Origin of the sequence: Microcystis sp. M44BS1 (assembly GCF_020244875.1) — a bacterium.
In the GTDB taxonomy this organism is placed as follows: Bacteria; Cyanobacteriota; Cyanobacteriia; order Cyanobacteriales; family Microcystaceae; genus Microcystis; species Microcystis panniformis.
In genome coordinates, this window is record NZ_JADBVM010000090.1 from 1 (window position 1) to 21,664 (window position 21,664).

Below are 21,664 nucleotides of genomic sequence, written 5' to 3' on the forward strand. Positions count from 1 at the left end.
CAACACTTCAAAATCAGGCAGGTCATGGATAGCAATTTTTCTAATATCTTGATCGGGAATTTCTTGAAAATTATTGAAATATACTTTTCGACAGTTCTCGTCTATTTCACAAGAATATACACAGTCATAACCAACGCTCTCAAAAGCTAATCTAAATCCTCCAATACCAGCAAAAAGATCGATAAATCTGAGTTTTTCGTTTGTCATTGCAAAATTATGACACCAAAGATAGCCAAAGTAAATACATCCTAATTTTAGCAAATGTTCCGACTTATGCAGCGATAAAAACTGTAGTCTAAATAATTAAGGTTAATATGCCCTGATATAATCAATTTGGAGATACTGGATTAGGGATAATTCAGGACAAACTCGCACAATTTCGGTTTCAGACTTCTGTGGCTTTTTCTTGCTCAATCTCGGTCTCCAATTCTTGACGTAATTCTTCTAGAGAAGTGGTAGCAGCTGTCTGAGATAATCTTTCTTTTGACCAATTTAAGGCCTGAAAAAGTCGTTGAGCATTAGCTGGAGAGCGCAAAAGATAAACTTCTTCTAATAAAGCGGATAATTCGTCAGCAAGCAGCAATCAAGGCCACATCATGATGACCCTGACGTTGGACAATAACGATCGAGTTTCCCAGTTCTACTTGTTCTAAAACCTGAATAAAATGTTCTTGTGCTTGGGTATAGCTAGTATAGGTGGTGGGGATGGCCATTAATCAACTCCGCAGTCAAAAAATTAATCAATGGGTGCGTTAACCAAGAGTAACGCACCCCAAAGAAATTACACCGAAGTTAAGGTTTTCTCCGCGCTAATTTGCGCTTCGGGACTATCCGCTTCCGAGGGAGGGACCACTTGCCAGAATTGACCGAGATAGCTATCCCAATTAGCTAAAATTAACTTACCTTTGGGGCTATTAGTGCGTTCTACATGGGCCTCAATTAAAGATTTTAACTGTTCCGCACCGGCAGCCGTGCCAACCCGTTGAATCTTGACAATTTCGGGGTTAAGTTTCTCCGGTAGGGACGGATCAAGGATATAAGCTAATCCTCCCGTCATCCCGGCGCCGACGTTACGACCGACGGAACCAAGCACGACAATTACCCCCCCGGTCATATATTCACAGAGGTGATCCCCGGCCCCTTCGATAACTGCTTTCGCAGTGGAATTGCGGACAGCAAAGCGTTCACCAGCGCGACCATTAGCGTATAATACCCCACCGGTGGCCCCGTAGAGACAGGTATTACCGATAATAGCGTTATCTTCGGGCTGATAATTGGCGTTTTGGGGCGGTAAGATGACAATTTCGCCGCCGTAGATGCCTTTACCCACATAATCGTTAGCTTCTCCCTCTAAATGGAGATTGACACCGGGTAAATTAAATGCTCCGAAACTTTGACCCGCCGCACCCTGGAAATTGAGCTTAATTTCGCCTTCAAAGCCGTCATTACCGTATTTTTGGGCAATTACCCCCGCAATTCTCGCCCCCACGGAGCGATCGGTATTGACAATCCTGTAGGTTTTGCTGACGGTTCCCTGTTGCTCGATCGCCTGTTTAATCTCGCTATCTGCTAGAATCTCGTCATCGAGAACAGCACCGTTACTGTGTACTTCCTCGTGCTGCAACCAAGAGCGGTCACTGCGGCCATCGGGTAAATTCAACAAACAATCGAGATTGAGGGATTCTGTCTTAGTTAAACGAGCATCGGAGCGCACTTTTAACAGATCCGACCGGCCAATCACCTCATTTAAACTGTGATAGCCTAATTTCGCCAATAATTGCCGCGTTTCCTCAGCCACCAAAGTGAAGAAATTGACCACATGAGCGGGAATTCCGGGAAAACGAGCGCGCAGACGTTCCTGTTGGGTAGCGACTCCCACAGGACAATTATTCGTGTGACAGACGCGGGCCATGATGCACCCCTCGGCAATCATGGAAATGGAACCAAAACCGAATTCCTCCGCACCCATGAGAGCAGCCATGAGGATATCCCAACCGGTTTTTAGTCCCCCATCTGCACGCAAAATCACCCGATGACGCAGTTGATTTTCCATTAACATCCGATGCACTTCCGTTACTCCCAATTCCCAGGGACTACCCGCGTGTTTAATCGAACTTAGGGGTGATGCACCTGTACCACCATCGTGGCCAGAAATCTGGATAATATCAGCGTTAGCTTTGGCAACTCCGGCCGCAATTGTGCCGATACCGATCTCGGCCACTAATTTGACGGAAACTTTGGCCCGGGGGTTAATTTGGTGTAAATCGTAGATTAATTGCGCTAAATCTTCGATCGAGTAGATATCGTGGTGAGGAGGGGGAGAAATCAAGGTAACACCCGGTTTCGATCGCCGTAACATGGCAATATAGGGACTGACTTTTTTCCCCGGTAATTGACCTCCTTCTCCCGGTTTTGCTCCTTGGGCCATTTTAATCTCTAGCTGTTTTCCGCTCATTAAGTATTCGGGAGTGACTCCAAAACGTCCCGAAGCTATCTGTTTAATGGCAGAATTAGCCGTATCACCGTTTTTTAAGCCGTTTAGGTGGGGCATAGTTACGGAATGTCCTTCTTCATCCACATCGCTTAAGCTGGTGTAGCGGATCGGATCTTCTCCCCCTTCTCCGGAATTGGACTTACCTCCGATGCGATTCATGGCGATCGCTAGGGTTTCGTGTGCTTCCCGGCCCAAGGCACCGAGGGACATTCCCCCTGTGCAGAAGCGTTGCAGGATACTTTCGATCGATTCTACTGCTTCGATGGCAATTGAGGCTCGATCGCTGTTAAATTCTAATAAATCGCGCAATGCAGTAACGGGTCTTTGCTGCAAGATTTGACGATAGGTTTCGTAATGGTCATATCCCTGTCCGTTGGAGTGAGCGGCCACTGCTTTATGGAGTGCTTTCGCCATTTCTGGGGAATTCATGTGGTATTCTCCCCCCGGACGGTAGTTGACAAAACCGTAGTTTTCTAGTTTTTTAGCGGTAAGATTGGGGAAAGCTTTACTATGGAATGCGATCGCTTCTTGGGCCACTTCCGCAATGCTTAAACCCCCGACGCGACTGGTAGTACCGTTAAAAGCTAGTTTAACTAAATCTGCCGATAATCCGATCGCCTCGAAAATTTGCGCTCCATGGTAGGAAGATAGGAGAGAAATACCCATTTTCGAGAGGATTTTCAGTAATCCTGCTTCTACGGATTTGCGGTAATTAATTAGGGCTTTTTCGAGGCTAATAGCTTCTAATTTGCCGTTTTCCATCAATTTCTGGGTTTTTGGCTCGATCCACCACTGGGCGATCGTTGCTAACGCAAGATAGGGACAAACTGCGGAAGCACCATAACCAATTAGACAAGCGAAGTGATGGGTACTCCAACACTGGGCCGTATCGATCACAATCGAAGCTTTTAAACGCAAGTGTGAGCGAATCAGGTGATGATGGACGGCACCAACAGCTAATAAAGGGGGAATATAGCTGGTTTTTTCGTCAATAGGAGCAGTTCTGTCACTGAGAATTAAAATTTCTGCTCCCGATTCCACTTTCTTGGCGGCCTCAGCGCACAAATTAGCGATCGCATCTTCTAATCCCTGCGGTCCGGTGGTCAGATCATAAAGGGTAGAAAGTTCGGCTGTTTTGTAGCTAGAGGTTTTAACTTTGGCTAATTCCGCATTATTGAGCAGGGGAGAGTCTAATTTCAGTAAATGTGCGTCATCAACCCCCAATTTCAGGATATTACCCCGTCGTCCCAGATACATAGTCAAGGACATGACTAAACTTTCCCGTAAAGGATCGATGGGAGGGTTAGTAACTTGGGCAAAACGTTGTTTAAAGTAATCGTAGAGAAGATGGGGTTTACTGGAGAGGACTGCTAGGGGAGTGTCATCACCCATACAGAAAGTCGGTTCTTTTCCCTGTTCTGCCATGGGAACGATAATCAGATCCACATCTTCGGATGTGTAACCGAAAGCGGTTTGCAGGGGAAGGAGATGACTGGGAGCGGGAATATCGATCGCTGTTTCTTTGTCAATCAAGGTGCGTTGGGATTGCACCCATTCACCGTAGGGATTAGCTCGGGCAATTTCCTGTTTAATCGGCCAATTACGCTTAATTTCGCCTTTTTCTAGGTCAACTGCGATCATTTGACCGGGGCCGAGACGACCTTTTTCCATAATGGTGGTTTCATCGAGGGGAATAGTTCCCGCTTCCGAGGAAACGACGATATAACCGTTGTTAGTAATGCTATAACGGGCCGGTCGCAAACCGTTGCGATCCAAACAAGCGCCGACGATTCCCCCGTCACTGAATACCAGTAAAGCTGGACCGTCCCAGGGTTCCTGTAAACCGCTATAGTATTCGTAAAAGTCGATAATTTCGGGATAATCCTGTAAATCCGGCTGATTATTGTAGGCCTCCGGCACTAGGATCATAGCCGCTTCTAGGGGACTGCGACCAGTTCTCACCAATAATTCTAGGGCGCTATCGAGGTTATAGGAGTCGCTGTTAGCGGGGTTAACAATGGGGGTCAGGGATTGTAATTCTTCGTGGGTCCAACCTTGGGTTTCTAAAGCGGGTTCCCGGGCCGACATCCAGTTAATATTGCCCAAAAGGGTGTTAATTTCGCCGTTATGACCCAATAAGCGCATCGGTTGAGCGAGGGGCCATTTCGGTTGGGTATTGGTGCTAAAACGTCGGTGATAAATAGCAAATTGACTGCTATAGGCGGGATTTTGCAGGTCTAGATAGAATTCTCGCAGGATTTCGCCCCGTACCATGCCTTTATAGACAAGGGTGCGACAGGAAAAGGAACAGAAATAGAAATCATCGGCCAGTTGCTTACCGACTTCAGAACGGGCAATATAGAGTAGGCGATCGAATTGAGAACCGGCTAAATCGGGGGAAGTAACCAGAATTTGCTCGACGTAGGGTTGATTTTCCCTTGCTTGTCTTCCGAGGACTTCGGGACGGACGGGAACAGTGCGCCAACCTAAAATCTTAATATTATATTTATTGACAATTTCCTCGATGTGTGCTTTAGCCTCGGCTCGTTCTTGGTTCGCTTGGGGAAGAAAGACCATACCCACCCCTAGGCGCTCAGATTCTGGCATATTTAAGCCATTTTCGGCGAACCAAGGAGCGAGGACATCTCTGGGGATAGCGGTCATCATACCGGAACCGTCACCGGAATCCTGATCGGCGCTGCAGCCTCCCCGGTGTTCCAAACAACCTAAGGCTAAAAGGGCCTGTTCAATCAGTTGATGGCTACCAGAACCGCGCACATCGGCAATAAAACCGACTCCGCAAGCGTCCCGTTCCTCTACGAGCCATGGGGGACCCCAATAGGGATCGATTTGGTGGATATTGTCGGTTTTTAGGTTATTTTGTTGCGCCATAGAAGTTATCCTTAGGGTCGTTGTCTAGAGGGGTGGGATAGCTGGTCTGCTGAAAAGAGGGCGAATGCAATTCGCCCCTACAATAATATTATTAATATTATTGCGCCAATGCTAGGGGTGCATCGCGTGCGCCCAAAATGTCGTATAGATATCTCTACAAAATTGAGATGCACCCTAGTTAGTTTTAAAACTGATCTCCTAATTTTCGATTGTGTATTAGTATTATACCCTCCTCATAGAGAACCTAGAAGAACCTTCGTATTATTGAGGCAATGGGGTCAAATTCAGGACAAGACTTTCCCTAAAGAGGCAGGTAAATCGGCTAATTTTTCCACCACTGTCACCCCAGCTTCTTGAAAATGACGTAGGCTATCTTTTCTGGTATTCTTAGCGGCAACAGAGTAGGAAAGTTGGTTAGAAATAATTGTTTCTGTATCGCCGAAATTGGTTTCAATCGCTGCATTTAACCCCACAAGATAGGCAATCACTGGTTTTTCGATCGCCGAGGCAATATATTTGGCTGCCTCGATTTCGGCCTTTCCTCCCACCTGACTGACGAGGAGAATCGCCTCGGTATTGTCATCTTCCTCGAAAACCTGCAACCATTGGGACAAATTGGAGCCAATAATGCCGTCAGTCCCCAAATTTACCGCCATAGATTCACCATAACCGGCCGCTGTTAAAGTTTTCGCCACTTCATCCCCCAAGCGATCGCCGCGGGTGATCAGACCAATTGTCCCCGATTGATAAAAACTGGGTTCACAAATACCCAACCAAAGATAATTGGGAATAATTACACCCTGACTACCGGGTCCGAGAATTAATGTCCCGGTGGTACTAGCTATCTTTAATAATTCCACCAGATCCAAGGGGGGAACTCCAGGGGTGACGATAATTAATTGGGGGATGGCTGCTGCGATCGCTTCTAAGGCCGCATCTAGGACTTGATTGGGTGGGACTAAAATTAAACTGGTTTGGATTTCCCCTGCTTCAGCAACGGCCTCGGCCACTAGATCAAACACTGGTATCTCTGCGATTATCTCACCACTGCAGCCACTAGCCACCCCCGCTACTAAACAGGTTCCCTGGGTTTTCAATCTTGCCGCATAATACTTGCCTAGGGGTCGATCGATCCCTTGCATAATTATCTGATCTTTATCTGTCCATTTCATATATTAAGTGTTGGGAGTTGTTTCAGTAAACAGTAAACAGTAAACAGTAAACAGTAATTAGTAAACAGTAATCAGTGAACAGTAATCAGCTTCTGAAGGCAAGAGTCAAAGGTTTTAGATTCGTCCCTTGTGAACTGAAAACTCACATCTGATCACTGATAACTGATAACTGATTCTAGGCTAATTTAATGGCTGCAGTGACCACCTCTTCTAAAGACTCTAACCAATGAAAGTTAACATCAGCTAAACTCTGACTGAGATCGATCGCTTTGCTGTCAGCTAGGACGCGAAAAATTATTTGTGGTAGGGTGGGATTGAGAAAAGATCGAGGTTGCAAGGTTTGTCTTTCCTGTCGGGTGGCCCGGATCGTTCGTTCGCCGCTGCCCCGGCTGGGTGATAATGGGCTATAACTGCGGTAGTAATTACTAATAGTCTCGATCGCTTTTTGGACAAAGTCGGGATAACTGATAATATCAACGATAACCACTTTTAAATCGGTCAATAGTTGGAATTGTTGCAGACCAGCCTCTATTTGCTCGTTTAATTGCTCTAATTCTAGTCTTTCCTCCAGTATAAGCCAGGCTGCTAGTTTTGCTCCCTTGCTGTCTAAGGCATCCCAGACAGTGGACATCAAACCCTGGCCATTACTGATCACGGCTATTTGGCCAGTTTGATCAATTATCGACCAAGGGGATTGTAATTGGGGTGGGGTCAAGGCCAGAAGATCGAGATGTCTAGCTAAAGCGGCATCATTAACAGTTATTTTGCCATCTAGGGCCATCACTTCCCCAGTTTCGTTGATACCCAGGGGATTAATCTCGATAATATCGAGATCTTTGCTGACAAAGAGACTATACATTTTTTCGAGAATTTGACTGATAGACTCGATCAAAGACCCTCTTAAACCCATAGATACGGCTAATTGCCGACAGAGATAGGGGGAAAATCTCTCTTCAATGACCACTTTTTGCATGGTTGCCAGCAAACTGTCCACATCCATCCCCCCTTGACTCGCACCGAGTAAAACCGGTCTTTGCAGATGATAATCGAGTAAAATGGCTAAAAATATCTCTTGTTGCGGATTATACCGGGCTTCTGCTAGAATTACCTCTGGATATTCTCCGGCGATCGGTAAATGAAAGATAGCATGGGCAGCAGCGATCGCATCGATGGTATTAGCGACAAATTTCACCCCTCCTGCTTTTCCCCGTCCTCCCGCTCGTACCTGGGACTTCAGCACGATAGGATAGGGAATGTTTAATCTTTTTAGTCCCCCCGGTTCGTGGATTGGTTGGGAAGGTAAAATGGGGATACCTACCTGAGCAAATATTTCCTTGGCTTGGTATTCGAGTAAATCCATAATTGATTAGTTGATAAAGTGGCGGTTCTCTCTTTGCTCGTTTCGGTAGCTGGGGGACTATAAAGATTATTTTAGCAACAGCATTCGGTTCACGGGTGATCAGGGAGAATATTCTTGGTTTATAGGGATGGGGGACTGGTAGTGACGGCAATCTCGATCGCAAAACTTAAAATTAATTCGATCGGGTGATTTTTTTTTGATAGGATTGAACCTATAATTCTCCCATAAATAGTTATTGTTCCCCATTAACCGTGCCAAACTAAGAACTGCGGACAAATCAAGAGTTTTGGCGTTTCAATAGACCAAATAAACTATTAACTGGCAGTTAGTCGGAAATATCAGTTATTTTTTGCTAAAATTCTCCTTTTTCCCGCATTTTCTTGCTTGGAAACAAACTTTTTTCCGCTTTCGTCTTTATCTTTAATTCGCTCCCACTAGGAAACTCAAGGGTAAGATGCTAAATTTTCAAAAGCAGGGTCGTCATCATCCTCTGACCCTATTCACAATGCTTTTAAGTGCTTCTTTCGTTGTGGTCTCCCTTTCCTTGACTCCTGCGATCGCACGTCAATTCGCCCCAATTAACCCGATTAAACCGATTCCTTTGGGGAATGACCGATTAATTCCTGCTGGCACAGATATCCCTGTAAAATACGAGCAAGGGGAAAAAATTCTTTTAACCAAACAAGAAACTTTTTCTTTATCACTGACCGTTACCGATAATATCAAAAATTCCCAAGGACAGACAATTATTCCCGATGGTAGTCAGATTATCGGAGAAATTAAACCCGATGGTCAAGGTTCGCGTTTTTTATCCCAAAAAATCTTTTTAAAAACCCGTCAACCCCAAGAAAAATCTATTGATGCTATTTCGGCAGTTTTCACTCGTCTAGAAAGGCTAATTAAGGGAGTTAACCCCGATAAAATTATTCAGGGTGCAGTATTAGGAAAATCCGCCGCTTCTGTCCTCGCTTCTTTTACTTCTGACCAACCGGTTAGCGAGGGATTATTACGAGGAGGAGGATTAGAAGTATTAGCCGGTTGGTTACTACGAGGAGAATCGGTGGAATTATTGTCAATTAACCCCAAGGAAGATTTAAAATTAACCCTTCGTTCTGATTTTACCGGTCAGTAAGCTTAAAAAAATCAGGTGTGTTAGTTATTAATCTAACACACCAGCTATCGAGACTAGGCGGCGTTTTGCCGATACCATTCAATGGTTTTTTGCAAACCTTCTTTAAATTCCATTTGAGCAACAAAACCGAATTTTTCCCGAGCGCGGGTTGTATCTAAACAGCGTCGCGGTTGACCATTCGGTTTATCTATTTCCCAAACAATTTCGCCATCAAAACCCATTAAATCACAGATTAATTCCACTAAATCTTTGATAGAAATCTCATAATTTGTACCAAGATTAACCGGGTCTGATTCATTATAGAACTGACTGGCCATGACAAGGCCTCGCGCTGCATCGGTGGAGTAGAGAAACTCCCGGGTTGGACTACCATCTCCCCAGACAGGAAGTTGTTTATCCCCCCGTTGTTGTGCCTCATAAACCTTGCGAATTAAAGCAGGAATTACATGGGAACTACCCGGATCAAAATTATCCTCTGGCCCGTATAAATTCACCGGTAAAAGATAAATTCCGTTGAAACCATACTGCAAACGATAGGACTCTAATTGTACCAATAAAGCCTTTTTAGCGATACCATAAGGCGCATTGGTTTCTTCGGGATATCCTGACCATAAATCGTCTTCATGGAAAGGTACTGGAGTAAATTTTGGATAGGCACAAATTGTCCCCACACAGACAAATTTTTGCACTCCTGCTAGATAGGCAGCGTGAATTAATTGGGTTCCCATCATCAAATTATCATAGAATAATTCGGCGGGTTTTTCCCGATTGAGACCGATGCCTCCCACATGGGCTGCCAAATGGATAATTAAATCTTCTTGGTCGGCTAAACGTTGACAGTTTTCCCAAACTCTTAAATCACAATCTTTGGACCGAGGAATTGTAATTTTTTCTGGATTTGCCCCCGCTGCAATTAACTGATTAACTACTTGCCGACCTAAAAATCCAGCCCCCCCGGTGACGACGATTCTCTGTTCGCTTAAATTCAGCATATTTTCACCTCTTTAATCCACAGTTGTCATCGAACGATTGCGAAGATAAGCCAAATCTTTTAATAACTGTTCGCTATCACCACCGTTATTAAGATTAATCCCCAAAGCCGCTAAATCCGCATCTACCATTAATTTTACCAGTCCCTCGAACGTCACCGACGGCTGCCAACCTAATTTCTCTCTGGCTTTTGTGGAATCTCCTATCAATAAATCTACTTCCGCTGGACGCAAATAACGTTGATCAAACTCCACATAATCCTGCCAATTTAGATTAACGTATTGGAAAGAAATATCGAGAAACTCCCGGATAGAATAGGTTTCATTGGTCGCCACGACATAATCATCTGGTTCTTCCTGTTGTAACATTAACCACATCGCCCGCACATAGTCCTTAGCATAACCCCAATCCCGTTTAGAATCGAGATTTCCTAAATAGAGTTTTTTCTGTTGTCCAGCAATAATTCGGGCCAAAGCGCGGGTAATTTTGCGCGTGACAAAAGTTTCTCCACGCCGGGGGGATTCATGGTTAAATAAAATGCCGTTACAGGCAAATAAGTCGTAGGATTCCCGATAGTTGACCGTTTGCCAGTGACCGTAAACTTTCGCACAAGCGTAGGGACTGCGGGGATAAAATGGCGTGGTTTCTTTTTGGGGAACTTCCATGACTTTCCCGAACATTTCCGAGGAACCTGCTTGATAGAAACGGACTTCGATGCCGGTTCTTTTTTGGTAATCCCGAATTGCTTCTAGTAGTCTTAAGACCCCCACACCGACAGCATCAACGGTGTATTCTGGGGCATCAAAACTAACTCGCACGTGGGATTGGGCCCCTAAATTATACACTTCTACCGGTTGCACTTGTTCGAGGATACGCCGCAGGGTCGTCCCGTCGGTGAGGTCGCCATAGTGAAGAAAAAATTTAGCATCCGGCTGGTGGGGGTCAATGTAGATATGATCGATGCGATCGGTGTTAAAAGTCGAAGTACGACGGATGATACCGTGGACTTCATAGCCTTTCTCTAATAATAATTCGCTCAGATAGGAACCATCTTGACCGGTGATGCCGGTAATTAGGGCGCGTTTCGGTTGAGTCATCAGTAATTTACCTAATGGGAAAGAATAAAGACCAGGGCAGGGTCTGACTGCTTATAGCACACTTTAGCCCCTCATGACAAGTTTGGCTAGGTTGACCGGGGACAAAAAGATGAATTGATTTTTTATCCGGGCTGCATAGATTCTAAATGGTTCTGACAATTTTCTCGGAATTTTCTGACTTGAAATTCCTTGACTTTGAGTAATTGATAATTATCTTTTCCCATGGCTAGGGAAAATTTGGCTTCGGTCTCATCAAGTAAATTTTTGGAGATAGCTTTCCACTGTTCTTGCGTTTGCCAATGGACAACGATAATTAATTCTTCCTCGATGGCGGGATTAATCCAAAGCTCCTTACCTAAAAAACCCGGTTGTTTTGCTAAAAACTTTGTCCAAATTTCTTGATCTTTTTGGATAAATTTTTCCCTCGCTTCGGGGTTAACTTGAAATTGTAACCACTCAATGACCATAGTAATTATCTCCTATTTTTTGGCTTTCATCAAGAATTCTTCTGTGAGTTTCATAAAAGCTTTGGAACCACTAGAAGAGGGCATGGCTGCCACCGCAGGCACAAACATATCCACAGCTTTAGCTACATTAACATCCATAGGAATCGCATTAGCAAAAATTTGATGGGCTTGAAAATCCTGTTGTACCCGGCGCATGACTTGATTATAGTAGCGACTGAGTAACCCACCACCGGAAAGAATAAAAACTATACCGAGTAAACCGGGGTTAATCGGTGCGGTTTCTTGATGACTAGCTTTCAGTTTAACTATTCTTCTTTCTAATAGCTGAATGCCGACAATTGATAAAGGTTCGGGACGGGCAGGTAGTAAATAAAAATGACTGCTACATAGACCACTACGAGTTAAAAGATTATACCCCGGAGCGCAGTCCATGATAATATAATCGTAACGGTCTTGAATGGGGTCAATAATTTTTTGAATTAAGACTCTTTCCAAGTTATTCCAAGCATGATCAAAGCCTAAATCTTCCTGTAAAATTGCTTGATGGTGCAGGGTTTCTGAGACGACATATTCATCATATAGTTCGATGTCTCCTGGCAGTAGATCTAAGCCTTGAATTTCACAGACTGAAGGGACAATAATATCATCAATAGTTAATTTATTGTAGGGATTGGGTTTGATAATTGCTTCTAATAAATAGCTTAAAGTGCGTTTTTTGCGACGCAGTTGAGCGAATTCGTGGGGGGACATTAAACTAAGAGTCGCACTGATTTGAGCGTCTAAATCGAGGACAAGGACTCGTTTTTGCTGAAATTTAGCTAAACAGGTGGCAAGGTTGACGGTAAGGGTAGTTTTTCCTACTCCTCCTTTCATATTAACGGTGCTGATGACAGTGGCCATTATGGGAGTTCCTTTCTAGTTAACCGATGGAATATCTCGACGTAAAACCTGCCCGTTGGGAGCCATAATTAAAGGAGGTAAACTGGTAATATTGATCGCCTCTTGGGTTTTCATGTCGTAGGTGGTGTAAACTGTTTCCTGTTGATGGGGATTAATATCGACAATTGTTAGGGTTTTTCTAGGTGCTTGTTCACTGTTCAATAACCGTCGCGGTCCACTGCCTAAAGCTCCCGCGTGTAATAATTGTAATTGCCCCCGTTTACCCGGATAGTAAGCGTGAGCATGGCCACTAATATAAGTATGCACCTGATAGCCCTCTAAAAACGCTCTTAATTGCTCGGCATCGGCTAAATAATCCCCCGGTCGATTTCTGCCCACGGCAATACCGTAGAGGGGTAAATGACCAATTACTAGCCGCATTCTAGCATTTTTAGCGTCGCTACTACTCAAGTTTTTTGCTGCCCAATTTAGTTGTTGCCCAGAGATTAAATGAGTGGAGGCATCCCAAACTAGATAGAATATACCATTTTGAGTGAAAGTATAATAAAAAGGAAAGCCGGTTTTATCGATAAAATTTAAACTTGTATTATGTTGGGGGTTTTGCCAATAATCTTGGGCTAATTTTCTCTCCTTAGCATAGATAAATTTTCCCGCCGATAAAGCTCCAGAAGCGTCATGATTACCGATGGTAAAACCAAAAGGTATTTTAGCAGCTCGCAGGGGCGCGGCGATATGGCGATCAAAGGCTGACCACATGGCGTTAATTGCTGCCTCTGTCAAGCTGCTTTTTTGTCCTGCCACCATGTCGCCACCACAGAGGACGAGATCGGGTTTATGATTGATAATTAAGGGGATAGCTCGATCGATTTCGGGATCGTAAGTAGTGGAACCGTATTGACTATTAAGGTCACTAATCACGATTATCTTGACTTTTTTCCCCTTTTGTGATTGTTTAACAGCCGACTCAGGGGGATTTTTGGAAGTAACAGGCTGTAAAATTTGATGAGCGCAAGCTGCCAAGCTAAAACCGCCTAAACTGCCACTAATCAGCAAAAATTTACGGCGTTGCATAGGATATCAATCTCGTCTTTAATTGAGGTCACGTCAGTTAGTGTAGCAATTTTTGTCCCTTCGATCGCTTTTTTGTTGATCATCCCAATTAAGTAGGGAGGCACAATCATTTGTAGGATGGGTTAGCGGTAGCGTAACCCATCGGGGCTAATTATACTCACTGCTGTTGTTGTCTGACATAAGCATCTACAAGATTACGAATCAGGGATTGATAGGAAGCATTATGACGTTGAGCTTCCCGTTTAAAATACTCAATACTCTCCTTAGAAAATTCCATCGTTATCCTGACAGTATTTTGATTCGGTATTAGCTGCTCTGGTGGCGGTAAAAAGTCTTCGACAATTGTCACCTTACCAATCGGTTTTGCGGGATCAGGGGTTATGTTCTTCATAGAATTTTCTCCATTTACGCCATTCAGCTGCGCCAAATATACGAATCACTCCATCGCGGTAAGTAAAACGCACCGTTAAAACCCGGTCTTTTACCTTACCAATACAAAACCAACGTTCCTCTGAGTCACTATGTTGGACATCATGGACAATCAAACGATGTGGATCGAAAAACGCATATTGAGCAGTCTCAAAGTCCACACCATGTTTAGCCTTATTGTCAGCTTCTCTTCGACTATCCCAATCGAAAGTGCTTGTCATGTCACTCTAGCATATTTTAGTTTGTGTCGCTAAGTATAGAAAAAGGCACCAGAAAATAAAAAACAAAACAGGAATAGAACGAGCCGGGAAAATCCCCACCCAATGAATCCAAGGATGTTTATTGTCAACAAACCTTGCTTTAAAAGTAGAAATATTTCCTAAATACTTATCCTGCTTAAGGATGCGTTTTTTTCTGACTTAAGTTGATTCATCGCTTTGATAGCCGCATAAAGCGAAGCTCCAATAATACATGATGTCATAATTCCTAGCATTGGTAAAGATATAGATAGAAACCCAAGTCGATAATTATTATTACCAGAAACTGCAAATGCTGCCATTAAAAAAGACTGGGAAGTGACATACCAGTTCATTCGATTTGCAATCAGATTGTGTTCACGATGGATCTCTTGGTCGATTAATCCGTAATACTCAATCGATTTGAGATTTTCCTCGTCATTCCACCATTTTTCTTGCTCTTGATTACCCATTAATTCATCTCCCCATATAGCTTGTTGAATTGAACTAAATCACCATCTTAAGTAGGTGTTTGGAATTAAATATAAAGATGGATCTCCTTGAAGGATTTGCTGCGACTCAATTTCCTAGAAAATTAGTTGCCCCATATTTTTCCAGTTAAATTGAATCAACAACGATTATCGAACCATTTAATTAGCACATGGCATAAAAGCAAGCTGTGACTGGGTTCTAATTCTTGGAGATGTCCATTAATTGTACCGCTCCCTGCTGTCAACTCCGGCACTCATGGACAGTCTTAACGAGTAATTTAGAGAGTCAACAGCTTAGTGGTCTGTCAATCTTGAAATCGTGGATAGGGAAATACTGCCAAATTATTCGCCCCCAATCCCTCAAAATCATCTTAACAGACCAATAGAATCGCCCTTAATTTTTGTCAATTGTCGGACTCTAACTATATTCCTCCCCGACACTGAGATTAAAGAGCATTTGCAGGGATTGTAAACAGCGCTTACGCGCTTCGATATCCTGTTGGGCCCGCAGTTGTACCATGGGTTCGTGAAGGATTTTATTAACGATACCGCGGGTCATTGCTTCGATAACTTCTTGGTGTTTTTCGGCGAATTCCGTCCCCAGACGGGAGAGGGCTTTTTCTAATTCCTGTTCGCGAATATCTTCAATTTTGCTTCTTAAACAGCTAATTGTCGGGACAGTGTCCAAAGAACGCCACCAAAGCTCGAAAGCTTCCACTTCCTGCTCTAGGAGTGCCTCTGCTTCCCTGGCCATCTGACGGCGACTTTCCTGATTGGCGGCAACCACCGCTTTAAGATCATCGACGTTAAAAGCTTGCACTTGGGCCAATTCCTTCACGTCGGTATGGACGTTACGGGGAACGGAAATATCGATTAACATCAGCGATGTAGCAGCAATCGTCACTTCTGTCAATAAATTTTTAGTTAAAATTGGTTCCGTGGCTCCCGTACTGGTAAAGACGATATCCGATGCCGCTACGGTAGTCATCATCTCTTCTAAGCCATATAGTTGCAACGGTACGTTAGGAAATTCACGGGCTAACTCCTCGGCCCGTCTTTGGGAGCGATTGACGATCGCAATTTGCTGAGAACCCTTAGCCAGAAGGTGCGTAACTAATAATCGGGACATTTTCCCTGCCCCGATAATAGCGATTTTTTTGCTGCTGAGGTCTGTCACCTTAGCATGGGCTAACTCCACCGCCGCCGAACTGATCGATACGGCTCCCGTGCCGATGCTGGTTTCCGTGCGGACGCGTTTACCGGCAGTCATCGCTTGTTTAAACAGGCGATCGAGTAACTGGCTAATAGTATTGTACTTCTGGGCTAATTTATGGGTATTTTTAACTTGAGCGAGAATTTGCCCTTCCCCGAGGACAAGACTTTCTAAACCGGCGGATACCCGGAGCAGATGACGGACAGCATCCTGATGCAGTAGGGTAAACAGATAACGACGCAGGACATTAAGGGGAATATGCCCGATTTCAGCGAGAAACTGGGTAATTTCCACCACGCCCTTCTCCGTATCCGTAACCACGGCGTAGATCTCCAAACGGTTACAGGTGCTGATAATAGCCACCTCTTGGATGTGGGGATAACCCTTGAGGTGGGTAAGAGCGGACTCGATTTTCGCTTCCGGGATACTCAATTTTTCGCGAATTTCCACAGGGGCTGTCTTGTGACTCAAGCCCACTACAGCAATATTCATTTATGTTCTCCTACAAATGTTGCTCAGGCTACAAAAATTATTGATAAAGATCAGTGCGTTATGTCTCTAATTGTTGCAATTTAGTCCCAATCGGGATGCAAATAAAAGATGTTTGAAAAAAAACTTTATATATTTTTACCAATGGGGGCGAGGTGAGCCATACCCACCCCACCGGGTCAGAGAATTATCTCAGTTGAATGTATTTGGGTTGGTCGAACAGGTGAACGGTATCGACAAAGCGAGCGGTTTTCGATTGGGTGGAGATAACCAAGCTTTGGGTACGAGCGCCACCGTGGAAGAAGCGTACCCCTTCCATCAGGGTGCCGGGGGTGATCCCACAGGCGGCAAAGAGGACGGTTTCGCCACTGGCTAATTCTTCGCAACCGTAAACGCGATCGGGATTGGTGATCCCCATTTCTTGCAGACGAGCGATATTACCCTCGCGACTTTCACCGATTAAACCGGTTTTGACCACTTCGGGATCATAGATTAATTGTCCCTGGAAGTGACCCCCCAGACAACGCATAGCCGCCGCCGAGATTACCCCTTCCGGAGCGGCACCGATACCCATGAGAGCATGAATATTAGTTCCCGAAAAAGCGCAGGAAATAGCGGCAGATACGTCACCATCGCTGATCAGACGAACTCTGGCCCCAGCGTTGCGGATTTCTTGGATTAATTCCTTGTGACGGGGACGATCCATAACTACTACCACCAGTTCTTCGATCGAACGATTGAGACAATCGGAAAGAACTTTCAGGTTTTCCGTCGCCGATTTATTAATATCCACATGACCTTTAGCTGCTGGGGGAGCCGCTAATTTTTTCATATAAAAGTCAGGGGCAGCGAATAATCCGCCTTTTTCGGAGATCGCTAACACGGCCATAGAACCATTTTGACCGTAGGCAACCAAGTTAGTGCCTTCGCAGGGATCGACGGCGATATCGATTTCGACTAATTCGTCGGGATTACAATATTGTTTGGCATCAACTTGGGTACAGATACCCACTTCTTCGCCAATATAGAGCATGGGAGCTTCGTCTCTTTCCCCTTCTCCGATAACGATGCGACCGCGCATATGGATTTTATTCATCCGTTCGCGCATCGCTTCCACAGCGACGTGATCGGCGATATTTTTTTCGCCTTTACCCATCCACTTCGAGGAGGCAATGGCAGCCTGTTCGACCACTTCGATAATTTCTAACCCTAGCGTACTTTCCACTCGATGATCCTCCCTACAGCTGATCTATGATTTATCTAGTGAGTTTGTTTCCTTAACAGTCAAAAGTCTATCACCAGACGGGGATCATTCTTAAGTTTTTATGCAGATCAGCTGGAGGAGACTGGTATAGCTAGGTAGTTTTTGCTGGCACTGTCGCCTCCATCTCAGTTATGGAGAGCTTGAGTGCTGATTTCGGCGTTAAACTACGGATAAATTCCAGGGGTAAACCGTCTGTATCGGCAATAAAGGTGACTTCATAGACATGATCGCCGATCATCTGTTGTTGAGGTGGCAAAAGAATGTTTAAAGGTTGATATAGATCGGCATCTTCTTGATGAGCTTGCTGAAAGTTATTTGTTAATTTTTCTAACCATTCTGGTAAATTGCTGACATTTTCTGTTATGTCAAAAGACAAATGATAATAACCCACATAATGCTGATCACCAAAGGCATCGGGTGCGGGTTTCGGTTGGGGAATTTGGATTAATTCGATGCGTCCGTTTAACCCGGTTAGCCAACAGGCCAAAGTATAACCCGTGGTGAATCTTTCCTCTAGGGTAAAACCGAGAAGTTGATAAAAAGCGATCGCCCGATGGATATTAGCGGTGCGGATAGAAGCATGGTGCATTTTCAGGAGAAAGAATTATGAAGTGGGGAAGTGGGGAAGTGGGGAAATGGGGAAATGGGGAAGTGGGGAAATGGGGAGAGTAAATAAAAATAATCTCCTGCCTCCTATCTCCTGACTCCCGATGGCTATTGATTAATCAAAAAGACGAAAATAGGGATAACGTTTGGGAACCCCCGGTTCTTTTTCCAGATCAAAATTAATTACATCCCAACAGGGTTCATCGGGAGCATCGGGGCTAAATTCTACTGGTAAACCGTAGAGACGGGGAATAATGGCTTCACCCGGTTCATTACCGCGCCAAGTAGTGTTACGTTCTAGGTAGGAACTAACTAAATCGCGATAACGGTTGGCAATAATCACTTTAGTCGCTTTAAATCCTTGAGTATAGAGGCGATCGAGTGCTTCGTGAATCTCAAAACGAATACCATCCGGGTGAGTGTGTTGACGATACCACTCACCATTCCAGAGTCGCCAATGTCGTCCTGACTGCAAGTGAACCAACTCACCCGTTTTGGGATCGGCTTCAAAAGCCCCATGGCGCGGACACAAATAGGTATCCGTCAAAGTGAGGGCGGGGATTAGCTGCCGACAATGAGGACAATGGATATCGGGGCCAAAAACAGGGTATTGTAAACTTGCATTGATCATGGAAGAACCTAAACTAAAAATTGCTATCTTTGTACCAATAATCCTATATATATTATACCCAACCAAATTGGACGGGTATTCTCTTCCGACTTTAGTGCAGATCCTCCCATGTCTTTAGATAACTTAAGATCAACTTCTAATTTCTGGCCGCTTGTCGATGTCAGTCAAGCTGCTTTTATTGCCCCTAATGCCACGGTAATGGGCGATATTTCCCTAGCTGTGGGGGTGAGTGTTTGGTATGGGGCGGTATTGCGCGCCGACGTGGAACGCATCGAAATTGGGGCTTATACTAATATCCAAGATGGGGCGATCCTACACGGAGATCCAGGCAAAATTACTATCCTTGAGGATTACGTTACCATCGGACATCGGGCGGTAATTCACGCAGCCCATATTGAACGCGGTTGTTTAATCGGCATTGGGGCAGTGATTCTCGATGGTGTGCGCGTCGGGGCGGGTAGTATTGTCGGGGCGGGTAGTATTGTGACAAAAGATATACCACCGCGATCTTTAGTGGTGGGCATTCCCGCTAAACGCGTCCGGGAAGTGTCGCCACAGGAGGCTCAAGAGTTGATCGAACACGCCGAGCGCTATGCTAAACTTGCCCTCGTTCATGGGGGAAAAGGTACTGATACTGGATTCCCAAAAGGGGCGGTTTAGGGTATAAATATAAAATGAGAATCAAGTAACAATCTTTTAAGCACTGACCGAGGAGAAGGAAATCTATGGACTGGAGAGTGTTAATCGTTTTAACCCCTTTGCTTATTGCTGGTGGCTGGGCTGTCTTCAATATCGGTGCTGCCGCTATTAGACAAGCTCAACAGTTTCTCAGCAAACAAAGTTAATAAAAGTTTATAATTCTTAGTAAAACCGACCGCCTAGGCGATCGGTTTTTAATTTTTCCTTATCTGGCGATCGCTGATTGGGGTGTGGGGTGTGGGGTGTGGGGTGTGGGGTGTGGGGAGAATAAATAAAAATAATCTCCTGAATCCTGAATCCTGAATCCTGAATCCTGTCTCCTGTCTCCTGACTCCTAACCTCACCAATACACTTTTTCAGCAAACCCTACCTAACCATGAAATCTAACTATCAAAATCTCATCCAAGAATTGGCTCATCTAGAAATTATCACCGATCCGGGGCAAGTGGCGAAACTTTCCTTGGACTATTATCATTTTAGTCCCATTTTAGAGGCACAACTGCAAGATAAACGGGCTGATTTAGTCATTCGTCCCCACAATAGCCAAGAAGTTATTGACATCGCTAAAACCTGCGTTAAATACCAAATTCCTTTAACAGTTAGAGGTGCGGGTACAGGTAATTATGGTCAATGTGTTCCCTTGCAGGGCGGAGTAATTTTAGACACAACCAAACTAACAAAAATTATCTCGATCGAACCGGGGACAGCCAGGGTAGAAGCGGGGGTAAAAATGGCATTTTTTGATAAACAAGCTCGCGCAATTGGTTGGGAATTAAGAATGGCTCCCTCTACCTATCGGACGGCGACAATTGGCGGTTTTATCGGGGGTGGCAGTGTGGGTATGGGTTCAATTAATTATGGACAATTGAAGGATAGGGGCAATCTTCAAGCAGTGCAATTAGTCACCCTAGAAACAGAACCAAAAATTATCGAATTACGGGGGGATGAAGTAGAAAAAGTCAATCATGCCTACGGAACAAATGGTATTATTACCGAGTTAGAAATAGCCCTCGCTCCCTGTTATCCTTGGGCAGAATTTATCGTTACTTTTGCCGATTTTATCACCGCCGCTAAATTTGGTCAAGCACTCAGTGATAGTGATGGCATCGTTAAGAAAATGGTTAGCGTTCACTCCTGGCCAATTCCTGCTTATTTTATCGCTCTTAAGGATTATTTACCCACAGAAAAAGCGGCAGTTTTATTAATAGTATCGGACAGCGATCAAGTCGCCTTAGAGTCTTTAATTCAAGAATATAAGGGTGAACTGACTTACTATAAAACGCCAGAAGAAACCCAAAAAGGCAACAGTATCTTAGAATTTACTTGGAATCATACCACTCTCCACGCGCGTAGTTATAACCCCAAGATAACTTATCTACAAGCTTTTTATTTTAATCTAGCCACGGTAGAGAAACTCTATAATTATTTTGGTGAGGAAATCATGATGCACCTAGAATTTTTGAAATTTCAAGGTAAAGTTATTCCCGCCGGCCTTCCCTTGCTAGAATTTACCACAGAAACTCGATTAAATGAGATTATTGCTATCTATGAACAACAGGGGGCAGCCATTGCCAATCCTCACACTTATATCATGGAAGATGGCGGCAGCAGACAGATTAATCCCCTACAATTAGAATTTAAAAAACTCGTCGATCCCTACGGATTGAACAATCCGGGTAAAATGCGAGCATGGGTTGAAGCAAGGGGGTAGGGATTCGATTGAGGCTAAATTAAACAAGATAGTTCACCGCAGCTCTCTTGGATTTGGTGGGTAAAATGTATTCTAAGATATAATCCTCCTAGAGAGGGGGTGGACGAACCACAAAGACACAAAGGACACAAAGATCGATCAATCCTATGTAAGTTAAACTTATCACACACAACCTAGAAGAGCCTCACCGCTACTACCGAATTACTAAGGGACTTGCGTGGGAATAATATCCCAATCGATCGGAGGGCGCAAGCTTTGCGCCCCTACAGTAACGGATTTTGTCCACAATGTAGGGGCGAACTGCGTTCGCCCAAAAGGTA

20 protein-coding genes and 1 pseudogene are annotated in these 21,664 nt (G+C 44.5%); 4 read left to right on the plus strand and 17 right to left on the minus strand.

What is annotated here, in order from left to right:
* The 5 genes and pseudogenes from IM515_RS06260 to IM515_RS06280 all read right to left on the minus strand — a co-directional run.
* A partial coding sequence (locus IM515_RS06260) for a DNA cytosine methyltransferase (protein WP_287628288.1) occupies positions 1–207 on the minus strand: 207 nt, incomplete at its 3' end.
* A 178-nt stretch (positions 208–385) separates the two neighbouring features.
* Positions 386–713: pseudogene (locus tag IM515_RS06265) on the minus strand (type II toxin-antitoxin system Phd/YefM family antitoxin).
* 68 nt (positions 714–781) lie between these two features.
* Positions 782–5,386, minus strand: coding sequence for a glutamate synthase large subunit (gltB, locus tag IM515_RS06270; RefSeq protein ID WP_287628289.1), 4,605 nt, complete (start codon positions 5,384–5,386; stop codon positions 782–784).
* Between the two features lie 284 nt (positions 5,387–5,670).
* Positions 5,671–6,558, minus strand: coding sequence for a succinate--CoA ligase subunit alpha (locus tag IM515_RS06275; protein WP_287628290.1), 888 nt, complete (start codon positions 6,556–6,558; stop codon positions 5,671–5,673).
* 175 nt (positions 6,559–6,733) lie between these two features.
* Positions 6,734–7,918: an ATP-grasp domain-containing protein gene (locus IM515_RS06280; protein ID WP_287628291.1), complete on the minus strand. Its 1,185-nt coding sequence runs from the start codon at positions 7,916–7,918 to the stop codon at positions 6,734–6,736.
* Between the two features lie 454 nt (positions 7,919–8,372).
* Between IM515_RS06280 and IM515_RS06285 the strand changes: the two genes are divergently transcribed.
* Positions 8,373–9,050, plus strand: coding sequence for a hypothetical protein (locus IM515_RS06285; protein ID WP_287628292.1), 678 nt, complete (start codon positions 8,373–8,375; stop codon positions 9,048–9,050).
* A gap of 53 nt (positions 9,051–9,103) precedes the next feature.
* Here the strand turns inward: IM515_RS06285 and IM515_RS06290 are convergent, their stop codons facing one another.
* From IM515_RS06290 to IM515_RS06345, 12 genes are all read right to left on the minus strand, one after another.
* Positions 9,104–10,042, minus strand: a complete 939-nt coding sequence (locus IM515_RS06290) for a GDP-L-fucose synthase family protein (protein ID WP_287628294.1) — start codon at positions 10,040–10,042, stop codon at positions 9,104–9,106.
* A 12-nt stretch (positions 10,043–10,054) separates the two neighbouring features.
* Positions 10,055–11,137, minus strand: a complete 1,083-nt coding sequence (gene gmd / locus IM515_RS06295; RefSeq protein ID WP_287628295.1) for a GDP-mannose 4,6-dehydratase — start codon at positions 11,135–11,137, stop codon at positions 10,055–10,057.
* Positions 11,138–11,259: 122 nt separating this feature from the next.
* The gene (locus IM515_RS06300) at positions 11,260–11,604 is read right to left on the minus strand and encodes a TIGR03792 family protein (protein WP_287628296.1); all 345 of its coding nucleotides are present in this window, start codon (positions 11,602–11,604) and stop codon (positions 11,260–11,262) included.
* Positions 11,605–11,616: 12 nt separating this feature from the next.
* Positions 11,617–12,504 (minus strand): ParA family protein, encoded by an 888-nt coding sequence (locus tag IM515_RS06305; RefSeq protein ID WP_287628297.1) that lies wholly within the window; start codon positions 12,502–12,504, stop codon positions 11,617–11,619.
* A gap of 15 nt (positions 12,505–12,519) precedes the next feature.
* Entirely contained in the window at positions 12,520–13,575 is a 1,056-nt protein-coding gene (locus IM515_RS06310; protein ID WP_287628298.1) for a metallophosphoesterase family protein, read from the minus strand.
* A gap of 157 nt (positions 13,576–13,732) precedes the next feature.
* Positions 13,733–13,966, minus strand: coding sequence for a hypothetical protein (locus tag IM515_RS06315; RefSeq protein ID WP_002756314.1), 234 nt, complete (start codon positions 13,964–13,966; stop codon positions 13,733–13,735).
* Positions 13,947–14,225 (minus strand): BrnT family toxin, encoded by a 279-nt coding sequence (locus IM515_RS06320; RefSeq protein WP_002756313.1) that lies wholly within the window; start codon positions 14,223–14,225, stop codon positions 13,947–13,949. The genes IM515_RS06315 and IM515_RS06320 overlap by 20 nt, the downstream gene beginning before the upstream one ends.
* A gap of 158 nt (positions 14,226–14,383) precedes the next feature.
* Complete coding sequence (locus IM515_RS06325) at positions 14,384–14,713, minus strand: hypothetical protein (RefSeq protein ID WP_002769011.1); 330 nt, start codon at positions 14,711–14,713, stop codon at positions 14,384–14,386.
* Positions 14,714–15,149: 436 nt separating this feature from the next.
* Positions 15,150–16,436: a glutamyl-tRNA reductase gene (locus IM515_RS06330; protein ID WP_287628299.1), complete on the minus strand. Its 1,287-nt coding sequence runs from the start codon at positions 16,434–16,436 to the stop codon at positions 15,150–15,152.
* A 184-nt stretch (positions 16,437–16,620) separates the two neighbouring features.
* Positions 16,621–17,658 (minus strand): class II fructose-bisphosphatase, encoded by a 1,038-nt coding sequence (glpX, locus tag IM515_RS06335; protein WP_002748655.1) that lies wholly within the window; start codon positions 17,656–17,658, stop codon positions 16,621–16,623.
* Positions 17,659–17,788: 130 nt separating this feature from the next.
* Positions 17,789–18,286, minus strand: a complete 498-nt coding sequence (locus tag IM515_RS06340; protein ID WP_287628301.1) for a VOC family protein — start codon at positions 18,284–18,286, stop codon at positions 17,789–17,791.
* Between the two features lie 132 nt (positions 18,287–18,418).
* On the minus strand, positions 18,419–18,934 hold the full coding sequence (locus IM515_RS06345; protein ID WP_043995535.1) for a TIGR02652 family protein: 516 nt from the start codon (positions 18,932–18,934) through the stop codon (positions 18,419–18,421).
* Between the two features lie 108 nt (positions 18,935–19,042).
* Here IM515_RS06345 and IM515_RS06350 point away from each other — a divergent pair, with 108 nt between their 5' ends.
* From IM515_RS06350 to IM515_RS06360, 3 genes are all read left to right on the plus strand, one after another.
* Positions 19,043–19,594: a gamma carbonic anhydrase family protein gene (locus IM515_RS06350; RefSeq protein ID WP_002786047.1), complete on the plus strand. Its 552-nt coding sequence runs from the start codon at positions 19,043–19,045 to the stop codon at positions 19,592–19,594.
* A 65-nt stretch (positions 19,595–19,659) separates the two neighbouring features.
* Positions 19,660–19,779 carry a photosystem II protein Y gene (locus tag IM515_RS06355; RefSeq protein ID WP_002747397.1) on the plus strand — a complete coding sequence of 40 codons (120 nt, stop codon included), beginning with the start codon at positions 19,660–19,662 and terminating at the stop codon, positions 19,777–19,779.
* Positions 19,780–20,009: 230 nt separating this feature from the next.
* A complete protein-coding gene (locus IM515_RS06360) occupies positions 20,010–21,344 on the plus strand; it encodes an FAD-binding oxidoreductase (RefSeq protein ID WP_287628304.1) in 1,335 nt (444 codons plus the stop codon).
* Positions 21,345–21,664 lie beyond the last annotated feature (320 nt).